This window comes from Bacillus gaemokensis (assembly GCF_001590835.1).
In the GTDB taxonomy this organism is placed as follows: Bacteria; Bacillota; Bacilli; order Bacillales; family Bacillaceae_G; genus Bacillus_A; species Bacillus_A gaemokensis.
Genome location: NZ_LTAQ01000045.1, coordinates 286,433 through 308,733, shown reverse-complemented (window position 1 = coordinate 308,733; position 22,301 = coordinate 286,433). Strand labels below are relative to the sequence as shown.

Below are 22,301 nucleotides of genomic sequence, written 5' to 3'. Positions count from 1 at the left end.
TTTATAAACATGGATGAAGTAATATATAGAAGTCTAGTTAAAGAGGATTATGATTCTGTTAAAGAATTGATTGGTGAAGCATTTGGCTTCAATGAATTTATTAAGGATAGGAAATTTTTAGATGCAATATTAAACATCTATCTACAAAGTTGTATTTTAGGAAGTTCATTTAGTAAAGTAGCAGAAAGACACAATAAGATTATTGGTGTTATTTTGGGGGATTCAAAAAAAGACAAAAATCGTTTAAAGAAAGCTCATAATACTTTAAGTCTTGCCTATACCATGCTTAAAGTACTCATGGCTAATAAGGAGAATAAAAAATTCATAAAAGAATTCTCGAAAGTTCAAGACACATATAAAGAACTTATACAAGGAAAAGAAGATGATTTTCAAGGGTGTGTACAGTTATTTATTGTATCTGGGGAATCTAGAGGTCTTGGGGTTGGAAAGGTTCTAATGAATCATTTGTCTAATTATATGAAAAGTACGGATGTGAAATCTTTATATCTATATACAGATACTAGATGTAACTATGGGTTTTATGACAGCCAAAACTTTGAACGTATAAATGAAAAAGAAATTTATTTTGATTCAATTCAAGCAAAACTTAATGTATTTTTATACTGTTATAATTTTAATTCTGGTGCAAATATATAATGAAGAACAAAAATAACAATAGATTCCTAACAGAATCGCCCTTATGCTATAAGATCAAATACTTGATGAATGAATTTTTTCTGATTTTGGACAGACTGGTTTTCTAAATTAATCTGTCTCTTTTTAATCATATGCATAGCTTCAATGCCACTCAATATAGAGATGGCTGTTTGATACGACTTAAATCCTAACATACAACGTACACGTTTCTTAATAAAACGATGATCTTGCTCCACGATGTTGTTCAGATATTTTATTTGTCTCACTCGGGTGCCTTCCGGCATCTTTTTTCGTTGTTCAACTGTTGAATCGATACTGGATAGGTTGGATTGAAAACATAGGTGTTGAACGAATGCAAATGCTTAAAGAAAATTTCACAAAATTAGTTTATGAAGCAAATGAAGGTAAATTATCATCGAGGTTAAGGCCTGTCTGGTAAATATAGAGTTTATAAAGGGGACTAACCGTACGCTCATTAACTTAAGAAACAGATAATCCTCCAAACGATATAAGTAAGCATTTTTCTATCCAAATGGAAACAAAATTTTTGTTATGGGGGTATCTCAAATATTAGCTTGATGGGTATGTACACAAACCCCTATTTTGTGATTTTGCTCTTAGTGAATTTTAATCAATTAGAGAGTTGATATCATACAATTTGAATTTAGATTGTAAAAGTGGTATTTGTTTCCCTAAAAAAGGAGAATGTATATGTTTAATAAAATGCGGGGCTACCTTTTATTTGGTATTTTTCTGATATTAGGAGCAACATTTATATTTATAGTTTCGAATTATTCATTTAATGTATATGTGATTTTACCCAATTCTGAAAAAGGAACCGAATTGTTATCTAATCGAATTGCAACCATTGGATTTGTCATTTGCGCAATTTTATTTTTTCGATATCTAATAAATTATTTAGTGAGTAAAACAAAAAAATGAAATTCTGATAAATTAGATATTTTTCTCAAAGGTTTACATAACACCAATTATAGATAGCAATCATGTTAAAGCAATAATTACACATAAAGAAAAAGAATCCCTTATGATTTCTGGGATTCTTTTTCTTGTTTAAAGTTTGCTCACACAAATGATCTGCACATCAATTCATCTTTGATATACAGATCATTTGTATGATATTGCTTATAAATAATTGCTGAATGATAAACTTACATAAATGCTTTTAAAAGTTCTTGAACTAATGGAAGTACTCCACCTACAAATTTCAAAACTGCCATTGCGATTTCCATATTATTTCCTCCTCTTTTTTGAGTATTAAGATGTGATGAATCTTTATACTCTTATTATAGTAAGCGCTTACATGATTATCAATACATTTCAATATGCAATATTTCATATTTTTATATATTTTATATTGTTATAATAAAAAGGGAAAATTCTACAGCATTTTTCGATAAACTGAACAACTAAAGAACATGAAAGTTTCCTACTAAAAAAGGAAGAGAATTATAAAAATTCTCTTCCTTTTTTATGTGTTCATAAACATTACTTATCTATCTTAAGAAAGTACACGTATACGATTATTGGTTTTGGCACAAATGTGTTGCGCCCTTAAATAATTCATACAGATGTCTAATCAAAGTGTTTGTAATGGTATACCTTTACGAATACTTTTTATTTTCATACCTCTAAGAGGGGGGACGCCCCATGCCCATCAAGCTAAGGGTGGGTTTTATATGAACTTCCGTTCTTGTTATCTACATGCTTTATATTTTGTTTATTTGTTTTTTAAAATACGCATACCAAATAAACTTTGATAAGGTGTATTTTAAAGATTATGCAGTTTTCTGCTTTAGATTGGATATAGTACACTGATAAACGACATCTAAAATATCAAAGACTGTTTTTTTCTCATATCGATGGGATTTTCGTCTGTTTTTCTGTAAGAGGTCAAACAGATGAAGGGAAATTTTTGTTGTCCAATATAGGCCTTCCGAATTTCATAGGTATCTCCTGGGCATAAGGTATCTAAACAATCATCTGTACCAAAGGTTTTATCATTATTTTTACCTGGCTCCATTTGAAAATTGAGGAATTTTCCACTATGTAAATCATACTCTAGCTGAATTTTAATACCAGCTGTTTGTGCACATTTTCCTGAACCAGGATAAATAGGAGCCAAATGATTGGGGACTTGAAAAATAGTAGCATCTACAATACGTATACGTTGAAAATAAGAAGTATATTGGTTTTGGATTTGAGACGAATCGTTTAATTGGCTTTTGAATAAAAGGGTCAAAGGAATATAAGCTTACCACATTCTTGATATCAAAGTTGTATGAATGGTGCCTAAAACCATACCGCTGGTTAAAGAAAGTACATATGTAGTGGACCTTTTTGGATAGATATAGTTATGCAAAAATGATAGTAAGGGGGCAAGGAAGTGTTTAATGATTTTAAGCTTGTGGATGATCGTCCGGTTTATATTCAATTAAAGGATCATTTAAAAAAAATGATTATGAAAGGACACCTGCTGGAGCACCAAAAGCTTCCATCTACCCGAGAACTTAGTAAATTATTATCGGTCAGCAGGACTACCGTTCTCACTGCTTACGCGGATTTAGAACAAGAATGTCTAATCTATGCAATAAAGGGAAAAGGAAATTTTGTAGGGAAAGTCGAAACATCCAAAACCCCATCCATAGAACTAAACTGGAAAGAAAAGCTCAATGAAGTTACCTTGCTAGCTGATGAATTGGATTTAATGAAGCACGGTGTTCGCTGGAAAAAAGACATGATTTCATTCAATAGTATTGCCCCAGATGAAAAACTTTTTGATGTTGAAAATTTTAAAAGGGCTTTTTTGACAAGGATGTCCATTGAAGGCGATATCATTTTGAACTATGGATATGCAAAAGGTTATAAACCCCTAATTGATTACCTTCTTCACTATATGGAAATGAAAGGTGTAGATATTTCCAATAAGGATATTCTTATCACTAATGGCTTCACCGAGGGTCTGGATATTTTATTGTCTTCCTTAGCTAAAAAATCCGGGCGTATTATTTGCGAAAACCCTACCCATCACGCTGCATTAAAGCTTTTTCGATTACATGGATTTGACATCCACGGGATAGAAATGAAGGATGATGGTATCGATATTTGTCAAGTTGAGAAGAGCTTATCCGAAACGGATTTTGATTTTGCATATCTAATCCCGTCCTATCATAATCCTACTGGGATTGTCACTTCCTCTGAAAAAAGGACTGAAATCATGAAACTTTTTTCAAAATATCAAATTCCTATCGTGGAGGATGGATTTAATGAGGAATTACGTTATTCGGGTTCCCATTTAGCACCGTTATTGACTTTCGCGGGATCTGGAAACAATGTTATCTATATCAGCAGCTTTTCAAAAATTCTTTTTCCAGGCTTACGTGTTGGATGGATTTTAGCAGATAAGGAATTAATCCACTGCTTGGAAAGTATGAAAAGGGCACGGACTATTCATACATCCACAATGGATCAGGCAGTGATTTATCAATATTTGCATGATGGCTATTTCGAAAAATATTTAAAAAAGGCCAAGTCAGTTTATAAGAAAAAATATGAACTATCCCTTCATGTTTGCAATCAAAACATTCCTTTTAAAAGAATAACTGGGGATGGTGGACTTCATCTTTTTATAGAGTTAGAAAAAGGAATTAATTCGCGTACACTTTTGAAAAAATGCTATCAAAAGGGCGTTGTTTTTTCTCCTGGGGATGTTTTTTACACGGATGGAGGAGGAAGTAATACGTTTCGATTAGGATTTTCCCGGTTAAAAGAAACGGATATTGTCGATGGAATTAAGATAATTGGTGATACCTTGAAAAATGAAAATTGGGAGTTGAAAAAATGAGAGTTGGCGTTATTATGGGAGGAGTGTCTTCCGAAAAACAAGTGTCCCTCATGACAGGGGAAGAAATGATTGCACATTTGGATAAGAGTAAGTACAAAGTCGTGCCTATTCAACTAAATGATAAAAAAGAGCTTGTTGAAAAGGTAAGAAATCTTGATATTGCCTTGTTAGCGCTTCACGGAAAATACGGGGAGGACGGCACGATTCAAGGTACACTGGAAACCCTCGGCGTTCCATATACCGGAAGTGTCATGCTATCAAGTGGTATTTGTATGGATAAAAACATTTCGAAAAAAATTATTTGTTATGAAGGTATTCAAACACCGGATTGGATTCATCTTTCGAATATGGAAGAGCTTCAGTTGGATGAATTAGACAAAATGGGATATCCGTTAGTGGTAAAACCAAATTCGGGTGGTTCCAGTGTAGGGGTAAAAATAGTATACGATAAGGATTCTTTATTATCCTCGCTTGCGGATGTATTCGAATGGGATTCTGAAATAGTTATTGAAAAGTATATAAAGGGCGAAGAAATTACGTGTTCTATTTTTGACGGAAAGCTTTTACCAATCATTTCGATTCAACATGCGGCTGAGTTTTTTGACTATAATGCGAAATACGATAATGCCGCTACAATTGAAGAGGTTATAGAACTTCCAGTTGCAATACATGAACGTGTCGCCGAGGCTGCAATGGCCTGCTATAGAGTATTAAAATGTAGTGTTTATGCTAGAATTGATATGATTGTAAAGGATGGAATCCCATATGTCATGGAGGTCAATACATTGCCGGGGATGACAAAAAATAGCTTACTGCCAAAAAGCGCTCATGCGGCGGGAATCAGCTATAGCGAGCTATTGGATATGATTATTGAAACCTCCTTACAGGTTAGGGGAAGCGAAGGCTTTTAATAGAAACATAATTAAATACAGTGTTAAAATTTATTGTTAATTCAGGTACTTTAGAACTAGTGGAACCGTAGCTGCTCTAGTCAATCTGATATTTTAATAGTATGGGAAAATATGATTCTTGGAAAGAACACTATGTCTTATATTCTTTCCAAGAACCATTCGTTTGTTTCAAGTGCCTTCGAATTCACTCATTTAATTCAAGTCCATATTCATGCATCCAACGCATGATCGTTGTATGAGCAATAAATAGCCCGTGTTCTTCCATCATTTCCACCAAGTCACGAAAACTTAAATTGTACCTTAGTACCATCTCACAGCTAATAAAATTATACCAGGCGATGTTTCCATAAAAGAATATGATCTAAGTAAGCATTTGCAACTAGGAGTTCTAATCAAACTTTTTTATAAATAATACAGCATGGTGCGATGTAGAGGAGCTCATTTTGACCAATCTTTTTTCAAAATGGATTCCTTTTTGTTTATTACAAAACCCCCGTTCCATTAGTATGTTTGATCAAACTTTATTCCAAAGTAATATATGGTTTCGCTTTTTTGTTAAGAATGATATTTTCTACACATATGAACAACACAGCATATCACCAGCATGGCCTGCATGAACCAAATACCATGAGGTAATGAAGTGATCTTCACCAGTAGTGGCACAAGTCCAAATCCTACTAAAAACCCACATCTTGTTGTGAGCGTGTTGAGACCGAACAAGCGACCGCGAACATGTTCGTCACTGCGCTGAAGGAGCGTATAGTGATACACTTGCACCATTGCTTCTGTAGCTCCTACAAGTAATAGAATAAGAAACGTGACGGGTGTTAACTCATAAATAAATGTGAGCGACACGAATATTGCAAACAAAAGTAGGCTGACGATATAACGCTTCTCGTTTATAACTTGCTTCTTTAGAATCAATGAACAAATAAATGAACCTACAGCTACAGTCGACCACATCAAGCCATTATACAAGTCCCCTTGTTCTTTTACAGATGCGATAAGTGGTAGGGCATATTGATAGGCAGAAGCTGCAAGTGGATAAACAAATCCGACCGTCAGCAAAAACATATAAATCCCTGACTGTAAAGCGTTTCGGACAGTATTCTTCTGTTGATCGGGCTGTACCGATTTGGTTTGTTCTTTCCAGTGAATTTTTAATAATATTATAGCTGATCCGATATACATCACACTGTCAAATATAAGTAAATACTTATATGAAAAAAAGGCTGAAATAAAGCCACCAGCGGTAAAACCAATGATACTCAATGTCGCTCCAAGACGCACAAGAAGTGTGTTGGTTTCTGTAAGGCGATCTTCGCCAAACATCGATGGGATTGATGCCCGAAAACTCACATCAAAAAATGTATATGTGATACCAAGTAAAAAAGCAATAATCACAATAAACAGCGGATGTTCTATGAAAACTAAACTTAACACAGCTATTCCGCTTGCAAGTTCTGAAATAATCATCGTTCGGCGCTTCGAATAACGGTCGGCAACGACGCCAGCCAGGTAACTTATCATCATACCACCAATTTGTCTCCCTAAAAAAAAGAGCATCAAATACAGTTCAGGATGCTTACTCATTAGCAGTGCGTTCGTCAAGCCGATAAACTGCATGCGTGAACCAAAATCCGAAAACGCTTTCGTATATAAATAATAGATTGGTTTCATAATAGCCTCCAAAAGTCTGGCGGCTAAAGAAGTGTACGTCCCCCTTATTAAGGGCGTACACTGATGATTGTATGCATAATAATACCTCCTGAAAAATCACAAACAAAAAAATAAGAGTGGAAGGGACGTGCTTCCATTGCTCGCCTTGTATTCCCTTTTATTATATGTTATAGGGGAATTAATTGTATAACGAACTGAACTAAAATAATATATTATCTACATCAATCAATTTGGTTTCTAAAAACTAAAAGAAATTTATAATTTTCATATTGGGGGTATTCATTCTCATTAACTTGATGGCGATGGGGTGGCGTCAACAAAACGCGAATTTCGTACGCTAAGGATTTTTTTATGTAAAAAACTTGGTTTTATCGTACGTTAAGAAGGTTCCATAAACGTCCGTTATTGTTACTTTTTTTACTGAAACTAAATTATATGTATGTTAAGATAGAGAAAAGATTGTGAAGAAATGTACTTATGCGACCAGAGTAGGTTAGTATGCACAAGTTATAAATTGAATAGTTTAAAGTTATAGAGCATTCCTTTGTAATGAGGGATGCTTTTTATCTTTGTCTAAAATTAAAAGGATATTTCTATAACAATAAAAATATAATTAATATAGATAATAATTTATTGTATAACGATAAAATACGTGTTAAAATCAAATTTACAATAAATAAGTGAGGTGCTTTTTATGAAGCGAGTGTCAACGCTCTTTTTAAAGATAGCTGTTATTCTTATTGGAATTCCGATTCTTGCTTTGTGTATATTTGGCTTACCTTGGTTAGCTAATAATCCAGTAAATCCAGATTATGCCCATATACTATATCCCATTTTAATCATTATGTATGTATCAGTGATACCGTTTTTCGTTGCATTGTATCAGGCGTTCCGACTTCTAAGCTACATTGACAAGAACAAAGCTTTCTCGAAATTATCTGTAAGAGCTTTAAAAAATATAAAATACTGTGCAATCACAATCAGTATCTTGTATGTGGTAGGCATGCCACTCTTTTATTTCATGGCGGAGATAGACGACGCACCAGGTATCATATTAATCGGATTGGTCGTTATTTTTGCTTCAATGGTGATTGCAGTCTTTGCAGCTGTTCTTCAAAAGCTATTAAAAGACGCTATAGATATAAAATCAGAAAATGATTTAACGGTCTGAGGTGAATAACATGGCAATTATAATCAATATTGATGTGATGCTGGCTAAAAGAAAAATGAGCGTAACAGAACTTTCGGAGAAGGTTGGAATAACAATGGCTAACCTTTCTATATTGAAAAATGGAAAGGCAAAAGCAATTAGGCTTTCAACTTTAGATGCAATTTGCAAAGCATTAGAATGTCAACCCGGAGATATTTTAGAATACCGAAGTGATGAAGACACTCAAGATTAATAAAGTAGGAATATTTAACATTGAAAGGAAAAGAAAGATTTCTTTTTCCGTTATTTCACAAAAGGGGATTTACTCATGAATTTAACCATTCAAAAATGGAGGTGCAAATCATGAGAGCACTAAAACAACTCGTTCGTTTCGGCTTTGAGCAGGCCCTATCATGTTTGTTTCCTGTCGTTATTTTTGCCTCTTTGGCCTTTACACAATTCATGCCACTTCCCTTCCTACCACGTTATGACTGGCTGCTCATCATCTGCCTTCTGATGCAGTGGTGGATGGTGCGTTCTGGGCTTGAAACACGGGATGAACTAAAGGTTATCACATTGTTCCACCTTATTGGACTTGCTCTTGAACTTTTTAAGGTACATATGGGCTCCTGGTCTTATCCAGAGGAAGGATATTTCAAAATTTTTGGAGTGCCTTTGTATAGCGGATTCATGTACGCAAGTGTAGCGAGTTATCTTTGCCAGGCGTGGAGAAGGTTAAAGGTTGAACTGGTTAAGTGGCCACCGTTTTTGGTAGTTGTACCTCTTGCAGCTGCAATTTATTTAAATTTTTTTACCCACCATTATTGGATTGATGTTCGTTGGTGGTTATCTGGACTTGTAATTATCGTCTTTTGGCAATCATGGGTCACATACGAGGTTGATGGAACTCGTTACCGTATGCCGCTCGCACTTTCTTTTGTGCTCATCGGATTTTTTATATGGATAGCCGAAAATATCGCAACGTTCTTTGGAGCTTGGGAATATCCAAATCAAACCGATGCATGGAGTCTCGTTCATCTAGGAAAGGTGAGTTCATGGCTCTTATTAGTGATTGTTAGCTTTCTTATGGTAGCGACGTTAAAGCAGGTTAAGGCGAAAAATTCCACTAGGGTAGATGCTAGTCAATTTTTATAACTGTTAAGAACCCTCTTTTAAAAAAGTCAGTTCCTTTGAACTGCACCCCAATTGTTAGACATAGTCTAACAATTGGGGTGCAGTTTTTTATGGCTAAATTTTCTTCGAAAGAAAAAATACGAGCGGTAAGACGATATGTAAATGGTACTGAAGGTGGGAAAACCGTATGAAAAAATATCATTCTTATAAAGGAACGGTTGGAAAGACTACACCAAATATTTTAAATCGCAACTTCCAAGCTGAAAAACCAAATGAAAAATGGGTTACGGATATTACGGAGTTTAAATTATTTGGAGAGAAGTTATACGTATTACCGATGTTGGATTTATTTAATGGCGCAATTATCACATATACAATTGGTTCAAAACCAACCTATTCCCTTGTTTCAACAATGTTAGACCAATCTTTTGAACGTTTAACGGGAGAAGATACACTTCTCATTCATTCTGATCAAGGATGGCACTANACCAACCTATTCCCTTGTTTCAACAATGTTAGACCAATCTTTTGAACGTTTAACGGGAGAAGATACACTTCTCATTCATTCTGATCAAGGATGGCACTATCAAATGAAACAATATCGCCATTCCCTCAATACACGTGGCATTACACAAAGTATGTCTCGTAAAGGGAACTGTTATGATAACGCAGTGATTGAAAATTTCTTTGGGATCATGAAGTCCGAACTTCTATACCGAAAAGAATTTAAGAGTATAGAATATTTTAAGCAAGAACTAGCAAAGTACATAACTTACTATAATCATAAAAGAATCAAGGCAAAACTAAAAGGCATGAGTCCGATACAATACCGGACCCATGCCCAAGAAGCNAGAACTAGCAAAGTACATAACTTACTATAATCATAAAAGAATCAAGGCAAAACTAAAAGGCATGAGTCCGATACAATACCGGACCCATGCCCAAGAAGCCGCCTAATGAAATAACCTGTCTAACTTTTTGAGAAATGAAAAAAGATTCATGTTTCCATCCAATAAATGGCTTAACTACGTTATCAAAACTAGAAAAATAAATTTCTTATCTTTGCGATGTGACCGTACTCTTTTACTTAGCGAACACATGATTACCAATTACTGCAACGGTTTGGCGTGTGGTAATCCATTTGTCTGTAGAGGTTGTTGGATTATAAAAATAAAGCCAATCAGAATTAGTTCCCTTCGTAGAAATCGCTTCTTCTACTGCCATTCTCGCTTCAGGTGTTGCCGGTTGATTAATCCTTCCATCCGTAACAGGGGTAAATGCATAGCCATATTTGATAGGTTCATAAATAACATCTGTAATTGTATTTGGAAATTCCTTTGCATGAACACGATTTAATATGACTTTGGCCACTGCGACTTTTCCCTCATAAGGTTCACCACCTGCTTCTGCAGTCACCAAACGAGCCATTAAGTCTGTTTCTTTTTCTGAAATGCCTGTAGTAATTATTAAGTGTTGACCTGCATAGATGCGGTCACCGTTTGTTTTGTTAGCCTGTTTAATTGATTGTATTGATACATTATATCGATTTGCGATACTTTGTAATGTATCTCCTCTTTGAACTTGATAAACAGCTTGAACTGAATTGTTTGTAGCTGTTAGTTTAGATTGTGGTGCAGGCTCGCTTGATGTAGGTGAGGTTGGAATGGTTAAATGGTCTCCAATATAAATTTGATTATTGGTCTTATGATTGGCTTGTTTAATTGATTGAATTGAAACTCCGTATTGGTTGCTAATATCCCAGAGAGTGTCGTTCTTTTTAACAGTATGAACAGTTGCAGCATCCGCGACTCCTTGATTAGATGCTAGTGTAATTATTGCGGCAGATAGGGGGATCCAATTTTTCACCTTGTGTAACTTCATCCGAAAAAACCTCCTGAAAATAGTTAAGATATACTTAATTTTGAATAAAAATAAATAAAAAAGAATATTTATTCTTAAATATAATTAAGCTATTTATATACTAACAAATTGTATAGATAGCGTCATTGTTTGTTTGATAACATGTTTGTTACATCTTTGTAACGAGGTGTTTTGTTGAGTACATATCCTTTTTGTTCTTTTTATTCATTTATTATTCATTTTATTGTGATTCTTAAATGTTAGCTAACCCATGTTAGATGTATTGGTTTAGATAAATTTCGTTTTTTCATATGGGTCTGTCCTTGAATCATCAATTCTTATAAAACAAAAAAAGTACACCACTACATATATGAGTGGTGTACCATTTTAATATAATGCTTTTAAATATCTCATGTACAATTACTTGTCTTTAATACTACAAAGTAGAAAAGCATTTTTTTATTTGCGTGAGAATCCTTCTTCATCAAGGTATTCTGTAGCTTCTGGATAAGAGTTAAATGTACCGTCTAAGTTTACGCCAGCGTATACATTCCACATATCATCTTCTTGGATAAGAGTAAGAATGTGGCCGTCTTCATTACGCCATTCCTCTTCTTTAGCAGGTTCAGCTTGTACTACTACTTCTTCTGGTTCTTGAGACAGAAGTTCGATTGATTTTTGGATTAATGATTGTAGTTCTTCCGCTGAAAACTCACGGATGTTAACCATGCCCTTATCATCTGTTTTATAACCTTTAATTCCACTTGCATATACGAATCCATTTCCATTTGGATGTAAATGATAGACAACGTTCTTTTTATCTAAGCGACTTTCTTCAAATTGAAAGTTTACACGTTTTAATGATACATTTTTTCTTTCTAATTGCGGGAAAGATTCAATAATCGATAATTTTTCTTCAAAAGTTAGCATATTGCCTCCAAAGTTATAGTAAAAGATTTAATCCGTTCATTATAGCACAGTCGTTTATATTTCCAAAGGTAGAAAAAGAGATATTCATTGTGTTTTCAGAAAGAAGGAAGCTTGAAAGGATGAAGGCGGTTACTTCACGATACTGTAAAGAGTTTATTAGAAAATGCACTGACGAGTCACCTTGTCCACGTTACAATGGAATGTGGACATTATATAGAGGTGGTTTTTTTATGATTCAAAAAATAATAAAAGAATGTTTAGCTGGTTTTACGGTGGCTATTGTTGCATTGCCACTTGCAATTGCGTTTGGAATTGCAGCGACAGGAACATCTGAAGGAGCGTTAGTCGGATTATACGGCGCTATTTTTGCTGGATTATTTGCAGCGTTATTTGGCGGGACAGCGGGGCAAGTAACGGGTCCGACAGGCCCGATTACGGTTATTGCAACCGGAGTTATCGCGAGCCATGGATTAGAAGCAAGTTTTATCGCATTTATAATGGCTGGAGTGTTCCAAATTTTATTTGGTGTATGTAAGCTTGGGTCTTATATACGTTATATTCCATATTCGGTTGTTTCAGGATTCATGAATGGAATTGCACTTATTATTATTTTAGGTGAAATGAAGCATGTGAAGAATAGTTTTTTACTTGTGCTGTTAACCATCCTTGTTATGCTTCTTGCAGGAAAGTGGATTAAAGCGATCCCAGCGAGCCTTATTGCATTAGTGGGTGTTACGGCAACGTTGCCATTATTTTCTCATCTATTGCAAGGACTTACGATTCAGTTACCTTTTGTAGGAACAATTTCTTTGAATAAATTTGTTGAAAAGATCGGAGCAATTCCAGAAGCGATACCTTCTCTGCATCTACCATCTTTCAGTGGATCAGTAGTACTTGAACTTATTTTTCCAGCGCTCAGCATTGCTTTATTAGGGTCGATTGACTCTTTATTAACATCTGTTGTGATGGACAATGTAACAGGTACACGTCATAAAAGTAATAAAGAGCTGATTGGACAAGGATTAGGAAACATCGCTAGTGGATTGTTTGGGGGACTAGCAGGAGCGGGCGCGACAGTGAGATCGATTGTGAACATCAGAAGTGGCGGGAAAACAGCAATGTCTGCCTGTATGCATAGCGTTATTTTGTTTATTTTCATTATGGGACTTGGAGCAGTCGTACAATATATTCCACTCGCAGTCTTATCAGGTATTTTAATTTTAACAGGGATTGGAATGTTTGATTGGGATAGTGTGAAAAAGATGCATGTAGCCCCAAAAGGTGATGTTGCTGTTATGCTTTTAACGATGATTATCACAGTGAAATTTGATTTAATGATTGCGGTTGCGTTTGGTATATTATTTTCCTTCATTATATATAGGGTGAGATGTAAAGAACGAAAAGCTTCTATTGTAAAAGAAGAAGGAAATGAGGCGACATATAGGATTCAAGGACCACTTTCGTTTTTATCTGCGGATCGTATTTTCACTTCTTTACAAGAAGTGAAATCTCATACGACATTGTGTCTTAACAATGTGCACTATATAGATACTTCGGGAGCAATGGCATTATTAAACTTTGTTGATCAAACAGAGAAAATAGGTGTAAATGTAACGATTGAACAACTGCAACCACATGTAGAAAAAACACTTCTAACGATGGCGAATGATGGACAAAGAGAAAAGTTACAAAGAATTACTGCTTAAGTAAAAAGCTTACTATGAAATGGTGTCTATGAAAAAAGCCTATCACACGATGAATGATATCATCTGTTGATAGGCTTTTTCTTATGTTACTATCATGTGGTACAACTGCTCGTAAAATCCCGATTGGTGATGGAAGTTTCACTTTATTATGCGTCTTGTGGAATCGCTACATGCTGTGCGATATATATACACATTTCCTTCTCGAAATTGCTGTATGTGTATAAGAAAATTTTGAGCCCTTCTCTTTGATACATATGTGCTGGCTCTTCTTCTTGATAGGGCTTGAGCTCAATGCTTTTTTTACAATTATGCATCGCATCTAAATGGTTTATCCAGTTTTGATCGAGAAGGTGGATACCCATTTGGCAGAATGCGTGATGCAGTGCTGTATCATCATGTAGTGCTTGTACGTTATTCAAGTGATTTGCAAGTGAATCTGTTAATAGATTGTGTAATTCTTCAATTGAATGGACTGTATTTGCTGATAATAACGGTAGTTCTTCCGTTGGCATAACCGATTGTAATTCTTCTATTAATGAAGTGAAATTCCATTCTTCTGGAACCATTCCTTCTAGTAAATATTTCTTTGCGATAGAGTTAATTATATGCTCGAGCATTGGTGTAATAAGCTCTATTATAGTTGTTTTTTCATGTAAGAACTGATTGCGAAGCGCATAGATTATATGTCGCTGCTCATTCAACACATCGTCTAACTTTACATTGTATTCACGAATGGAAGCATGAACACCTTCACGAACTAGCTGTATACGATTTACGAAGTCATGGACTTTTGGACTCAAAATTAGTCCTGTGCTATCTGTTTTTAATGTCTTTTTTATTTTCTCTAGCTCTTCTTGGGCAAAGCGCTGGAACATGTTATCTTCTAATGAAAGAAAGAATTGTGAACTACCAGGGGCACCTTGTCGACCAGCTTGATCTTTTAATTGCTGATCAGCACGGCGGGATTCATGACGCTCTGTCCCAATAATGTGCAGTCCACCAAGCTCTAATGCATCTTCTCCTAATAAAACAGAAGTACCGCGTCCAGCCATATTTGTAGCAATTGTAATTTTACCTTTTTGACCAGCAGTTGCAATTAAATCGGCCTCTTGCTCTAAGTTAGTTGTATGTAGCAATTGATAAGGTAGATTCGCATCATCCAAATAACGAGCTACCATTTTAGATTGTAGAGGGGACATTGTTCCGATTAAGATTGGCTGCCCTTTTTCATGGCGTTTCATGATTTCTTCACGTATCGCTTTATATTTTTCATCGGCTTTCATATAGACTAAGTCTTTTGCATCTTCACGGATGATAGGACGATTTGTTGGAATCGATATAACATTCATTTTATATATATGGTTAAATTCTTTTTCTTCTGTCCTTGCTGTACCTGTCATTCCAGAAAGCGTAGAGTACATGCGGAAGAAGTTTTGAATGGTAATAGCCGCTTGTATTTGGTTTTCTGCTGTGATTTCTAATCCTTCTTTCGCCTCAATCGCTTGATATAGACCATCGTTTAACGAATGTTCATCCATAGTGTGTTCTGTGAAAGTAGCAATATATATAATTTTGTTATTTTGTACGATATAGTCAACATCTCGTTGAAATATAACATGTGCACGTAATGCTTGAATCATACAATAATATAAAGATTGATGTTCGATAGCATATACGTTATCAATATTGAATAACGCTTCTATTTTTTTTATGCCTTCATCTGTAAAGTTAGATGATTTCGTCTCTGCATCATATGTATAGTGAACAGTGTCTTGAAATGCCTTGATTTCTTTTGCACATAATGAATGTAATTTAGAATTGCTGTGTTTTTTCTCTGTAATAATCAGAGGCGTTTTCGCTTCATCCATTAAGACACTATCGATCTCATCGATAATTGCGAAATGATGAGGTCGCTGCACCTGTCCTGATAATGAAGTTTTTAAATTATCACGAAGATAATCAAACACGAATTCTGCGTGAGTACCGTATGTAATATCAGCTTCGTATACACGCTTTTTTTCAATTGGTTCAGCTGAGGAGGTATTTAATCCAACCTGTAAGTCAAGAAATTCGTGGACTTGACCAATTAATTCTTTATCGCGTGTTGCTAGATAATCGTTTATTGTAATCACGTGCACACCTTTTCCTTCTAGTGCACGTACATAAGCTGCTAGAGAAGAAACAAGCGTTTTGCCCTCTCCCGTCGGCATTTCAGCAATATTTCCTTCTAATAATACGAGTCCACCAATTAGCTGTACATCATAGTGACGTAATCCGAGTACACGCTTAGCCGCTTCGCGAACAACAGCAAATGCTTCTACTTTTATATCATCAACTGTTTTCCCGTTTTGAAGCATGTCTTTGAAACTAGCTGTCTTTTGACGCAATGCTTCATCAGACAGCGCTTCTATTTGTGGTTCAAGTGTATTTATTTCATCAACAAGTAGTTCATATTTTTTTAGCTTACGTTTTTGTGAATCCCCTAATATTTTTTTGAACGAATTCAGCATGCTGTTTACACTCCTCTTACTGACAATAACTTTATTATAACATAGGATTGTACAAGTTTATGACGTACTATTAGGAGTAGTGATTAGCAGGGAAACAGGGATAATACTATTTTTAAGTGAAAATGTTAGATTTTTTATGCCTTTTCTAAAGGGAATAGGGTCATGATAAAAAGCATCATCTAGTTATATAGATGATGCTTTTTTAGTCTACTTTCAAATCAACAATTAAATAGGCTAATATTAAAACAAAGAAAATGCTTACGGCCGGTGCAGTTAGTACATGTCCAGCTGTAAAGCTAATACCAAGCGAGAGTACCAGTGTACTAAGGAGAAGTGTGTATTTCACGGTCATCATCGATTTGAAATGTTTCATGATATGAATGAACAGGCGAATTCCAAAATAAACAAACGGTAGCATATAAATAAGAAAGCCGATGATTCCAAATGCGAAGAATAAATCGTGAAAATCCATTTCGATTAGCTTGATCTTCTCTTTATAATTTCCACCATACCCCATACCGAGTAGTTTTTGTGATACAGGAGCTTCTTTATAAGACTCTTGATATACTTTTAAAAATTTATCACGGTCACTATAAATTAAGCTTTTTACCTCGGAATCTTCTGTAGCAACTTTTCCTTCTTTTCTTGCTTGTTCTTCATTTACTGCCTTTCTGTCTTTGTATATTTGTAAGTGAATTCCCATGTTTTTCGCAATAGGAGTCAGAGGTGTTATCGCAATTAAGCTGCTAAGAACAACAAGTGAAATAATCGTGTTGATAAGATGAGTAACACCTTTTCCTTCTTTTTTTCGTTGCACAATATATTGGATGAAAGAAAAAAGTAATGCGATACCGAGCGTAAGAACGATAGCTCCGTATCCAACTTTTGTTCCAACCATAATACTTGCATACATTGCTAAAATTGTTGGAATCCAGTAGTATGCTTTTGAAAAAGAGGTTGTTTTATTTATAGAGTAAAGTACAACAATTGGGAACATAATTGCAAAAATGGCACTTAAATCATTCCCTGCAAAGAACCATCCTCTTGAACCGACTTTTGCATTTGGATAGCTTGGAAAATCTGTACCAGACGCAATTGCAGCAATCATAACAACACTTAAAAGTAACGTTGTATATAAGAAATAGGTAATGATTTTTTGATAAGCATACTGTTTATCTTTTAACGCTTTAAAGACAATGATATATCCAAACAATAAAACGATTGGATATACGCTTTTTAAAATAAACTTAATTTCTTCCCCAAAAGAGACGGGAGACTTGACCATTAGATTGTTTGCAAGACCAGCTGTAAGCACGATACCAAGCAAGCTTAGGTAGAGAACATATTTCTTGTTACCGGGCTTTTTCCAATTGAAAAGAAGATACCCTAGTGCGAGAAGCATAAAGGCAAAACGTATTACAATTCCGACTGTCGCACTCATGTGTAATATGTAGATTGAAAAAGATGTTAGTAAATCTAAAATTGGTTGTAACACAATGAATAGTAACAGGAAATGTGGGAAGTAGTTATCCGTTTGTTTCAACTTGTTAACCATATTTTCCTCCATTTCTTCATTCTTTTATCGCAGTAATATTTCCCTTAAGGATTAGAAGATAAGGGGAATAGACCGTTCAGAAAAGTCTTTATTATAGGATAAGGTGAATGAATTTCTACATTTATTTTGATATATTAAACCTAAGAATACAACATTTCATTCTAATGGTAAATAGATGAAGGGGAGGCGACGAATATGTTTAAATTCCGTTATTCTTCTTTGTTACCATATGCTTTATACGGAAATATATACATAGTTTGAAATTATTAGACAGAAAATTAAGAAAAAAGAAGGATTTTGTAAGCCCTTTCTATAATTATATAAGTATAATCTTTAAGTAAGAAAGAGGGATATATAATGGAAGTAAAAAGTAAAGCAGAGTCTGTAGTTGTACAATATGAAGGACGCGTAGCAACGGTCATGGTAAATCGCCCAGAGGTATTAAATGCGCTAGATGAACCTACCTTGAAAGAATTGTTAGCAAAACTGAAAGAAGTAGCCGAAAGTTCAGTTCATATTGTCGTATTATGCGGGAATGGTCGTGGTTTTTCTGCGGGTGGAGATATTAAATCCATGCTTTCAAGTAACGATGAAAGCCGATTTGAAAGTATAATGAATACCATTTCTGAAATTGTTGTAACGTTATATACAATGCCAAAGCTTGTCATTAGTGCCATTCATGGTCCGACAGCAGGACTTGGATTGAGTATCGCTTTAACAGCTGATTATGTATTAGCTGATATTTCATCCATCATTGCGATGAATTTCATCGGAATTGGTTTAATTCCAGACGGTGGCGGACATTTCTTCTTACAGAAACGTCTCGGTGAAAATGTAGCGAAACAAATCATTTGGGAAGGAAAGAAGTTACCTGCAACAGAAGCACTAGACATTGGTTTAATTGATGAAGTGGTCGGAGAAAACTTCCAAGGTGCTGTAAAACAAAAAATCAATGAATGGTTACAAAAACCAATTCAATCGATGATTCAAACAAAACAAATCTTATGCGAAGTGAATCGCTCAAGTCTAGAACAAACGCTTCAGCTTGAAAAACGCGGACAATACGCAATGAGAAAAACAGTTGATCACAAAGAGGGGATTGCTGCATTTTTAGAAAAGCGTCCACCGGTGTTTAAAGGAGAATAAAAGGAAGAAAGTGCTAACACATTTTAGGATAATTGTGTTAGCACTTTTTTAAGGTAATGAGGGAAAAGATGAAAACAAGGAATAGAAAAATTCTCTTGATTATGAGTTTACTTGTGCTTACTTATTTTGCTCTGCATAGCACGCCGACTCTTGCAGTTCGTACAGGACTATTTCTTGAGGGGCATCCAATTGTTGCGATGACAGGAGAGATTGCAAAGGAAAGAAATATACAGAAAGAGGCGACACCGGCTGCTTATCAAACCTTATATGGAAAAGAGAATAACGAACCGGATCACTATTTCTTTCCGGAGGTACGGGCTCACGGATCAGGAATTGATATGATAAGTGCATGTGTGAGGAAACAGTGGTTTTTGTATCAAGCGGAGCTAGGATGCTACTAAACATAGAAAGAAGATATGCTATAGTATAAGTATGATATCTTGGTGGAGGTTGAAATATGTCAGCTTATAATAAGTTAGTCAGGGATCGTGTTCCAGAGAAAATTTTAATGTCTGGAAAAACATATACTTCAAAGAAATTAACAGGTCAAGCATACATACAAGCCTTAGCGAAAATCGGAACAGAAGAAATCCGTGAATTTGCTTCTATGAAAGAACGAGAACACGCATTGGATTCACTGGCGGATGCCTTAGAAGTAATCATCTCATTAGCGCGTGAAGAAGGTGCAACATTAGAGGATATCGAACGCATCCGTAAACAGAAAGAAGAAGAGCTTGGTGGATTTCAAAGAGGAATGTATTTGCTGGATGTTTTGGAGGAGTAGTTTAATAGAAAATCTTAGCCTTTATAGGAAAGGCTGAGATTCTTTCGTTATTTTACTTTAGCAAGATTAACCTTAGCTACAAAAAGACTAATGATAAAGAATACCCCTGTTAATATCCAGCCACTTGTAATTGCAACAGGTGTTTGAATTGCATAAGCAACCTGTAAACAAATGAGAGATGCTAAAAACCAGATTAGTGCAATTTCTACATGTTTTTTCGTCAATTTCATTTCAACTGTCCCCTTTGTTATTCTAAAGAATATTTTACCATAATTATGAAGTGAAAAAGAAGGCTTTCCTTGCGTTACAGGAAGAACTTCTTTTTTAATACACTTAAATTTCATAAAGATGAAAACAGTGTAGGTTATAATATAAATGTAGAATTATCAAAAAATATTTTGTTTGAACTATAAAATATGAATATAAAGAGGTGTTTAGGGATGAATATTGAAATTATTTTTGGGAATTTTCCAGTATTGGAATCTGCGAATCTAGTTTTAAGAAAAATTGAAGAGAAACACTTACAGGAAGTATATACGATCTACGACAACGAAAATGTATTTAAGTATTGTGGGATCATTCCTAAACATAACATACAAACAGTAAGTAAGATGATCGGTCATTTTGATAGGGATTACCATAAAAAAAACAGAGTGAAGTGGGGAATCTTTCAGAAGAATCAAAGTGATAAATTGGTTGGGATTATTGAATCTATGGATTTTAACAAAAAAATAAACATGGTATCTATCGGTTACTTTTTGGCAGAGGACTATTGGGGTAAGGGCATTGCAACTGAATCCGTTCATATGTTAGTAAAATTTTTATTCGAAGAAGTTCATGTAAACAGAATTCAAGCAGAGGTCATGCCTGCAAACGAGGTTTCAAAGAAAGTCCTCTTAAAAAACGGTTTTATAAAAGAAGGATTGTTAAGACAAGCTTCCTTATGGTCTGGAAAAGGAATTGTCGATTTAGAAATATACGGCATCATTAAAGAGGACTACATGCGTAATTTTAATTAAATTGATACAATTATGTTGAATTTTAACCCGTTCTCTTATGGATAGATTGCTACTTAAAATCAACATTTAGATTTTCAAATTGGCGCTACTTTTAAAAGTGTTAACTATGAGTAGAGGTTTTTCGATAATTTCGTTACACTGAATATTAGAAAAAAGCAAGGGGGAACTACATTGGCACATCATGCAAAAGAAACAATGGAACTGATTAAACAGCTTGTTTCCATTCCAAGTCCATCTGGGAACACAGGCAAAATCATTCACTTCATCGAAAAATATGTAAAAGAATGGAATGTAGAAACGAAGCGTAACAATAAAGGTGCTCTTATTTTAACGGTCAAAGGAAAGAATGATGCGCAGCACCGCCTCTTAACTGCTCACGTGGATACATTAGGTGCAATGGTAAAAGAAATTAAATCTGATGGACGTCTTCGCTTATCTATGATCGGCGGATTTCGCTGGAACTCTGTTGAAGGAGAGTATTGCGAAATCGAAACAGCGAGCGGAAAAACATATACAGGGACAATCGTAATGCATCAAACATCTGTCCACGTATACAAAGATGCTGGCGAAGCGAAACGTGACGAAAAGAATATTGAAGTTCGTATCGACGAGCGTGTATCTTCAGCGGATGAAGTTCGTGAACTAGGTATTGAAGTAGGCGATTTCGTCTCATTCGACCCGCGCGTTCAAATTACAGAGAGTGGCTACATAAAATCACGTCATTTAGACGACAAAGTAAGTGTGGCAATCTTACTAAAATTAATTAAAAGATTACAAGATGAAAACATTACACTTCCATACACAACGCATTTCTTAATCTCTAATAATGAAGAAATTGGATACGGTGGTAACTCAAACATTCCAGAAGAAACGGTAGAATACTTAGCAGTAGACATGGGAGCACTAGGAGACGGACAAACATCAGACGAATACACAGTATCCATCTGTGCGAAAGACTCTAGCGGTCCATATCATTACGCATTACGTAAACACTTAACTAACCTTGCGAAAGAGAACAACATCGAATATAAAGTAGACATTTATCCATACTACGGATCAGATGCATCCGCAGCAATTCGTGCAGGCTTTGACGTAAAACACGCACTAATTGGAGCGGGCATTGATTCTTCCCACGCATTTGAACGTACGCACGAAACTTCAATTGCGCACACAGAAGCATTAGTGTTTGCTTACGTGTTATCTGATTTAATAGAAGAATAGAAGGGAAATGGTTTTCTGAAGGAGTGATTGATATTTGTATACCAATCACTTTTTTTAATCCTGCTATTTTTGGGCAGTGATACTCCCGCCTCGAAATTTAGCAAAATCAAAGACGGTAGGTAGGGCTGATAAAAGTTTCACTTTATTTGAATCATGTGATATCATTTAACTTTATT

General features: G+C 35.1%; 18 protein-coding genes and 7 pseudogenes. 15 read left to right on the top strand and 10 right to left on the bottom strand.

What is annotated here, in order from left to right; translation table 11 throughout:
- Window positions 1-9: 9 nt before the first annotated feature.
- Window positions 10-657: a GNAT family N-acetyltransferase gene (locus AZF08_RS22900; protein WP_033678741.1), complete on the top strand. Its 648-nt coding sequence runs from the start codon at window positions 10-12 to the stop codon at window positions 655-657.
- A gap of 41 nt (window positions 658-698) precedes the next feature.
- Here AZF08_RS22900 and AZF08_RS22895 read toward each other — a convergent pair.
- A pseudogene (locus tag AZF08_RS22895) lies at window positions 699-1,027 on the bottom strand (DDE-type integrase/transposase/recombinase); the annotation flags it as partial.
- Here AZF08_RS22895 and AZF08_RS31555 point away from each other — a divergent pair.
- Window positions 983-1,096 (top strand): annotated as a pseudogene (locus tag AZF08_RS31555) (MarR family winged helix-turn-helix transcriptional regulator); the annotation flags it as partial. The pseudogenes AZF08_RS22895 and AZF08_RS31555 sit on opposite strands and share 45 nt — an antisense overlap.
- Before the next feature lie 730 nt (window positions 1,097-1,826).
- Here AZF08_RS31555 and AZF08_RS32050 read toward each other — a convergent pair.
- Both AZF08_RS32050 and AZF08_RS32265 read right to left on the bottom strand, forming a co-directional pair.
- A pseudogene (locus AZF08_RS32050) lies at window positions 1,827-2,014 on the bottom strand (hypothetical protein).
- A gap of 612 nt (window positions 2,015-2,626) precedes the next feature.
- A pseudogene (locus tag AZF08_RS32265) lies at window positions 2,627-2,857 on the bottom strand (transposase); the annotation flags it as partial.
- A 204-nt stretch (window positions 2,858-3,061) separates the two neighbouring features.
- On the opposite strand from AZF08_RS32265, the gene pdxR reads away from it, so the two are divergent.
- Together pdxR and AZF08_RS22870 are read left to right on the top strand one after the other, a co-directional pair.
- Complete coding sequence (gene pdxR, locus AZF08_RS22875) at window positions 3,062-4,519, top strand: MocR-like pyridoxine biosynthesis transcription factor PdxR (RefSeq protein WP_033678745.1); 1,458 nt, start codon at window positions 3,062-3,064, stop codon at window positions 4,517-4,519.
- Window positions 4,516-5,430 (top strand): D-alanine--D-alanine ligase, encoded by a 915-nt coding sequence (locus tag AZF08_RS22870; protein ID WP_033678747.1) that lies wholly within the window; start codon window positions 4,516-4,518, stop codon window positions 5,428-5,430. The genes pdxR and AZF08_RS22870 overlap by 4 nt, the downstream gene beginning before the upstream one ends.
- A gap of 187 nt (window positions 5,431-5,617) precedes the next feature.
- Here AZF08_RS22870 and AZF08_RS29220 read toward each other — a convergent pair.
- Both AZF08_RS29220 and AZF08_RS22865 read right to left on the bottom strand, forming a co-directional pair.
- Window positions 5,618-5,778 (bottom strand): annotated as a pseudogene (locus AZF08_RS29220) (IS6 family transposase); the annotation flags it as partial.
- A 207-nt stretch (window positions 5,779-5,985) separates the two neighbouring features.
- On the bottom strand, window positions 5,986-7,110 hold the full coding sequence (locus AZF08_RS22865; RefSeq protein WP_033678749.1) for an MFS transporter: 1,125 nt from the start codon (window positions 7,108-7,110) through the stop codon (window positions 5,986-5,988).
- Between the two features lie 694 nt (window positions 7,111-7,804).
- Between AZF08_RS22865 and AZF08_RS22860 the strand changes: the two genes are divergently transcribed.
- From AZF08_RS22860 to AZF08_RS32415, 5 genes and pseudogenes are all read left to right on the top strand, one after another.
- On the top strand, window positions 7,805-8,281 hold the full coding sequence (locus tag AZF08_RS22860) for a DUF2975 domain-containing protein (RefSeq protein WP_033678751.1): 477 nt from the start codon (window positions 7,805-7,807) through the stop codon (window positions 8,279-8,281).
- Between the two features lie 10 nt (window positions 8,282-8,291).
- A complete protein-coding gene (locus AZF08_RS22855; protein ID WP_063177378.1) occupies window positions 8,292-8,513 on the top strand; it encodes a helix-turn-helix domain-containing protein in 222 nt (73 codons plus the stop codon).
- Between the two features lie 110 nt (window positions 8,514-8,623).
- Window positions 8,624-9,415: a DUF817 domain-containing protein gene (locus AZF08_RS22850; RefSeq protein WP_033676641.1), complete on the top strand. Its 792-nt coding sequence runs from the start codon at window positions 8,624-8,626 to the stop codon at window positions 9,413-9,415.
- 163 nt (window positions 9,416-9,578) lie between these two features.
- Window positions 9,579-10,275, top strand: a pseudogene (locus AZF08_RS22845) (IS3 family transposase); the annotation flags it as partial.
- A pseudogene (locus AZF08_RS32415) lies at window positions 10,241-10,351 on the top strand (IS3 family transposase); the annotation flags it as partial. The pseudogenes AZF08_RS22845 and AZF08_RS32415, both read left to right, overlap by 35 nt.
- 126 nt (window positions 10,352-10,477) lie before the next feature.
- On the opposite strand, the gene AZF08_RS22840 reads toward AZF08_RS32415, so the two are convergent.
- The gene (locus AZF08_RS22840) at window positions 10,478-11,275 is read right to left on the bottom strand and encodes a LysM peptidoglycan-binding domain-containing protein (protein WP_033676644.1); all 798 of its coding nucleotides are present in this window, start codon (window positions 11,273-11,275) and stop codon (window positions 10,478-10,480) included.
- 438 nt (window positions 11,276-11,713) lie between these two features.
- A complete protein-coding gene (locus AZF08_RS22835; RefSeq protein ID WP_033676646.1) occupies window positions 11,714-12,184 on the bottom strand; it encodes a hypothetical protein in 471 nt (156 codons plus the stop codon).
- Between the two features lie 230 nt (window positions 12,185-12,414).
- Here AZF08_RS22835 and AZF08_RS22830 point away from each other — a divergent pair, with 230 nt between their 5' ends.
- Window positions 12,415-13,890, top strand: coding sequence for a SulP family inorganic anion transporter (locus AZF08_RS22830; RefSeq protein ID WP_033676647.1), 1,476 nt, complete (start codon window positions 12,415-12,417; stop codon window positions 13,888-13,890).
- A gap of 146 nt (window positions 13,891-14,036) precedes the next feature.
- Here the strand turns inward: AZF08_RS22830 and secA2 are convergent, their stop codons facing one another.
- Together secA2 and AZF08_RS22820 are read right to left on the bottom strand one after the other, a co-directional pair.
- The gene (gene secA2, locus AZF08_RS22825; protein WP_033676648.1) at window positions 14,037-16,400 is read right to left on the bottom strand and encodes an accessory Sec system translocase SecA2; all 2,364 of its coding nucleotides are present in this window, start codon (window positions 16,398-16,400) and stop codon (window positions 14,037-14,039) included.
- Window positions 16,401-16,602: 202 nt separating this feature from the next.
- Window positions 16,603-17,955, bottom strand: a complete 1,353-nt coding sequence (locus AZF08_RS22820) for an O-antigen ligase family protein (protein WP_033676650.1) — start codon at window positions 17,953-17,955, stop codon at window positions 16,603-16,605.
- A gap of 357 nt (window positions 17,956-18,312) precedes the next feature.
- Here AZF08_RS22820 and AZF08_RS22815 point away from each other — a divergent pair, with 357 nt between their 5' ends.
- From AZF08_RS22815 to AZF08_RS22805, 3 genes are all read left to right on the top strand, one after another.
- Window positions 18,313-19,101, top strand: coding sequence for an enoyl-CoA hydratase (locus AZF08_RS22815; RefSeq protein ID WP_033676653.1), 789 nt, complete (start codon window positions 18,313-18,315; stop codon window positions 19,099-19,101).
- A gap of 101 nt (window positions 19,102-19,202) precedes the next feature.
- The gene (locus AZF08_RS22810; protein ID WP_407639503.1) at window positions 19,203-19,502 is read left to right on the top strand and encodes a hypothetical protein; all 300 of its coding nucleotides are present in this window, start codon (window positions 19,203-19,205) and stop codon (window positions 19,500-19,502) included.
- Window positions 19,503-19,558: 56 nt separating this feature from the next.
- The gene (locus AZF08_RS22805) at window positions 19,559-19,885 is read left to right on the top strand and encodes a nucleoside triphosphate pyrophosphohydrolase (protein ID WP_033676657.1); all 327 of its coding nucleotides are present in this window, start codon (window positions 19,559-19,561) and stop codon (window positions 19,883-19,885) included.
- A gap of 47 nt (window positions 19,886-19,932) precedes the next feature.
- Here the strand turns inward: AZF08_RS22805 and AZF08_RS22800 are convergent, their stop codons facing one another.
- Window positions 19,933-20,115: a hypothetical protein gene (locus AZF08_RS22800; RefSeq protein ID WP_033676658.1), complete on the bottom strand. Its 183-nt coding sequence runs from the start codon at window positions 20,113-20,115 to the stop codon at window positions 19,933-19,935.
- 210 nt (window positions 20,116-20,325) lie between these two features.
- Between AZF08_RS22800 and AZF08_RS22795 the strand changes: the two genes are divergently transcribed.
- Window positions 20,326-20,904, top strand: a complete 579-nt coding sequence (locus AZF08_RS22795; protein ID WP_033676660.1) for a GNAT family N-acetyltransferase — start codon at window positions 20,326-20,328, stop codon at window positions 20,902-20,904.
- Window positions 20,905-21,075: 171 nt separating this feature from the next.
- Window positions 21,076-22,125, top strand: coding sequence for a M42 family metallopeptidase (locus AZF08_RS22790; protein WP_033676662.1), 1,050 nt, complete (start codon window positions 21,076-21,078; stop codon window positions 22,123-22,125).
- Window positions 22,126-22,301 lie beyond the last annotated feature (176 nt).

What these genes read in the sequence shown, in the direction of transcription:
- AZF08_RS22795 (WP_033676660.1), top strand. Translation starts at nt 20,326, where the DNA reads ATGAATATTGAAATTATTTTTGGGAATTTTCCAGTATTGGAATCTGCG.
- AZF08_RS22820 (WP_033676650.1), bottom strand. Translation starts at nt 17,955, where the DNA reads ATGGTTAACAAGTTGAAACAAACGGATAACTACTTCCCACATTTCCTG.
- AZF08_RS22840 (WP_033676644.1), bottom strand. Translation starts at nt 11,275, where the DNA reads ATGAAGTTACACAAGGTGAAAAATTGGATCCCCCTATCTGCCGCAATA.
- AZF08_RS22835 (WP_033676646.1), bottom strand. Translation starts at nt 12,184, where the DNA reads ATGCTAACTTTTGAAGAAAAATTATCGATTATTGAATCTTTCCCGCAA.
- AZF08_RS22850 (WP_033676641.1), top strand. Translation starts at nt 8,624, where the DNA reads ATGAGAGCACTAAAACAACTCGTTCGTTTCGGCTTTGAGCAGGCCCTA.
- AZF08_RS22865 (WP_033678749.1), bottom strand. Translation starts at nt 7,110, where the DNA reads ATGAAACCAATCTATTATTTATATACGAAAGCGTTTTCGGATTTTGGT.
- AZF08_RS22900 (WP_033678741.1), top strand. Translation starts at nt 10, where the DNA reads ATGGATGAAGTAATATATAGAAGTCTAGTTAAAGAGGATTATGATTCT.
- AZF08_RS22860 (WP_033678751.1), top strand. Translation starts at nt 7,805, where the DNA reads ATGAAGCGAGTGTCAACGCTCTTTTTAAAGATAGCTGTTATTCTTATT.
- secA2 (WP_033676648.1), bottom strand. Translation starts at nt 16,400, where the DNA reads ATGCTGAATTCGTTCAAAAAAATATTAGGGGATTCACAAAAACGTAAG.
- AZF08_RS22805 (WP_033676657.1), top strand. Translation starts at nt 19,559, where the DNA reads ATGTCAGCTTATAATAAGTTAGTCAGGGATCGTGTTCCAGAGAAAATT.
- AZF08_RS22870 (WP_033678747.1), top strand. Translation starts at nt 4,516, where the DNA reads ATGAGAGTTGGCGTTATTATGGGAGGAGTGTCTTCCGAAAAACAAGTG.
- AZF08_RS22800 (WP_033676658.1), bottom strand. Translation starts at nt 20,115, where the DNA reads ATGAAATTGACGAAAAAACATGTAGAAATTGCACTAATCTGGTTTTTA.
- AZF08_RS22810 (WP_407639503.1), top strand. Translation starts at nt 19,203, where the DNA reads ATGAGTTTACTTGTGCTTACTTATTTTGCTCTGCATAGCACGCCGACT.
- AZF08_RS22815 (WP_033676653.1), top strand. Translation starts at nt 18,313, where the DNA reads ATGGAAGTAAAAAGTAAAGCAGAGTCTGTAGTTGTACAATATGAAGGA.
- AZF08_RS22830 (WP_033676647.1), top strand. Translation starts at nt 12,415, where the DNA reads ATGATTCAAAAAATAATAAAAGAATGTTTAGCTGGTTTTACGGTGGCT.
- AZF08_RS22855 (WP_063177378.1), top strand. Translation starts at nt 8,292, where the DNA reads ATGGCAATTATAATCAATATTGATGTGATGCTGGCTAAAAGAAAAATG.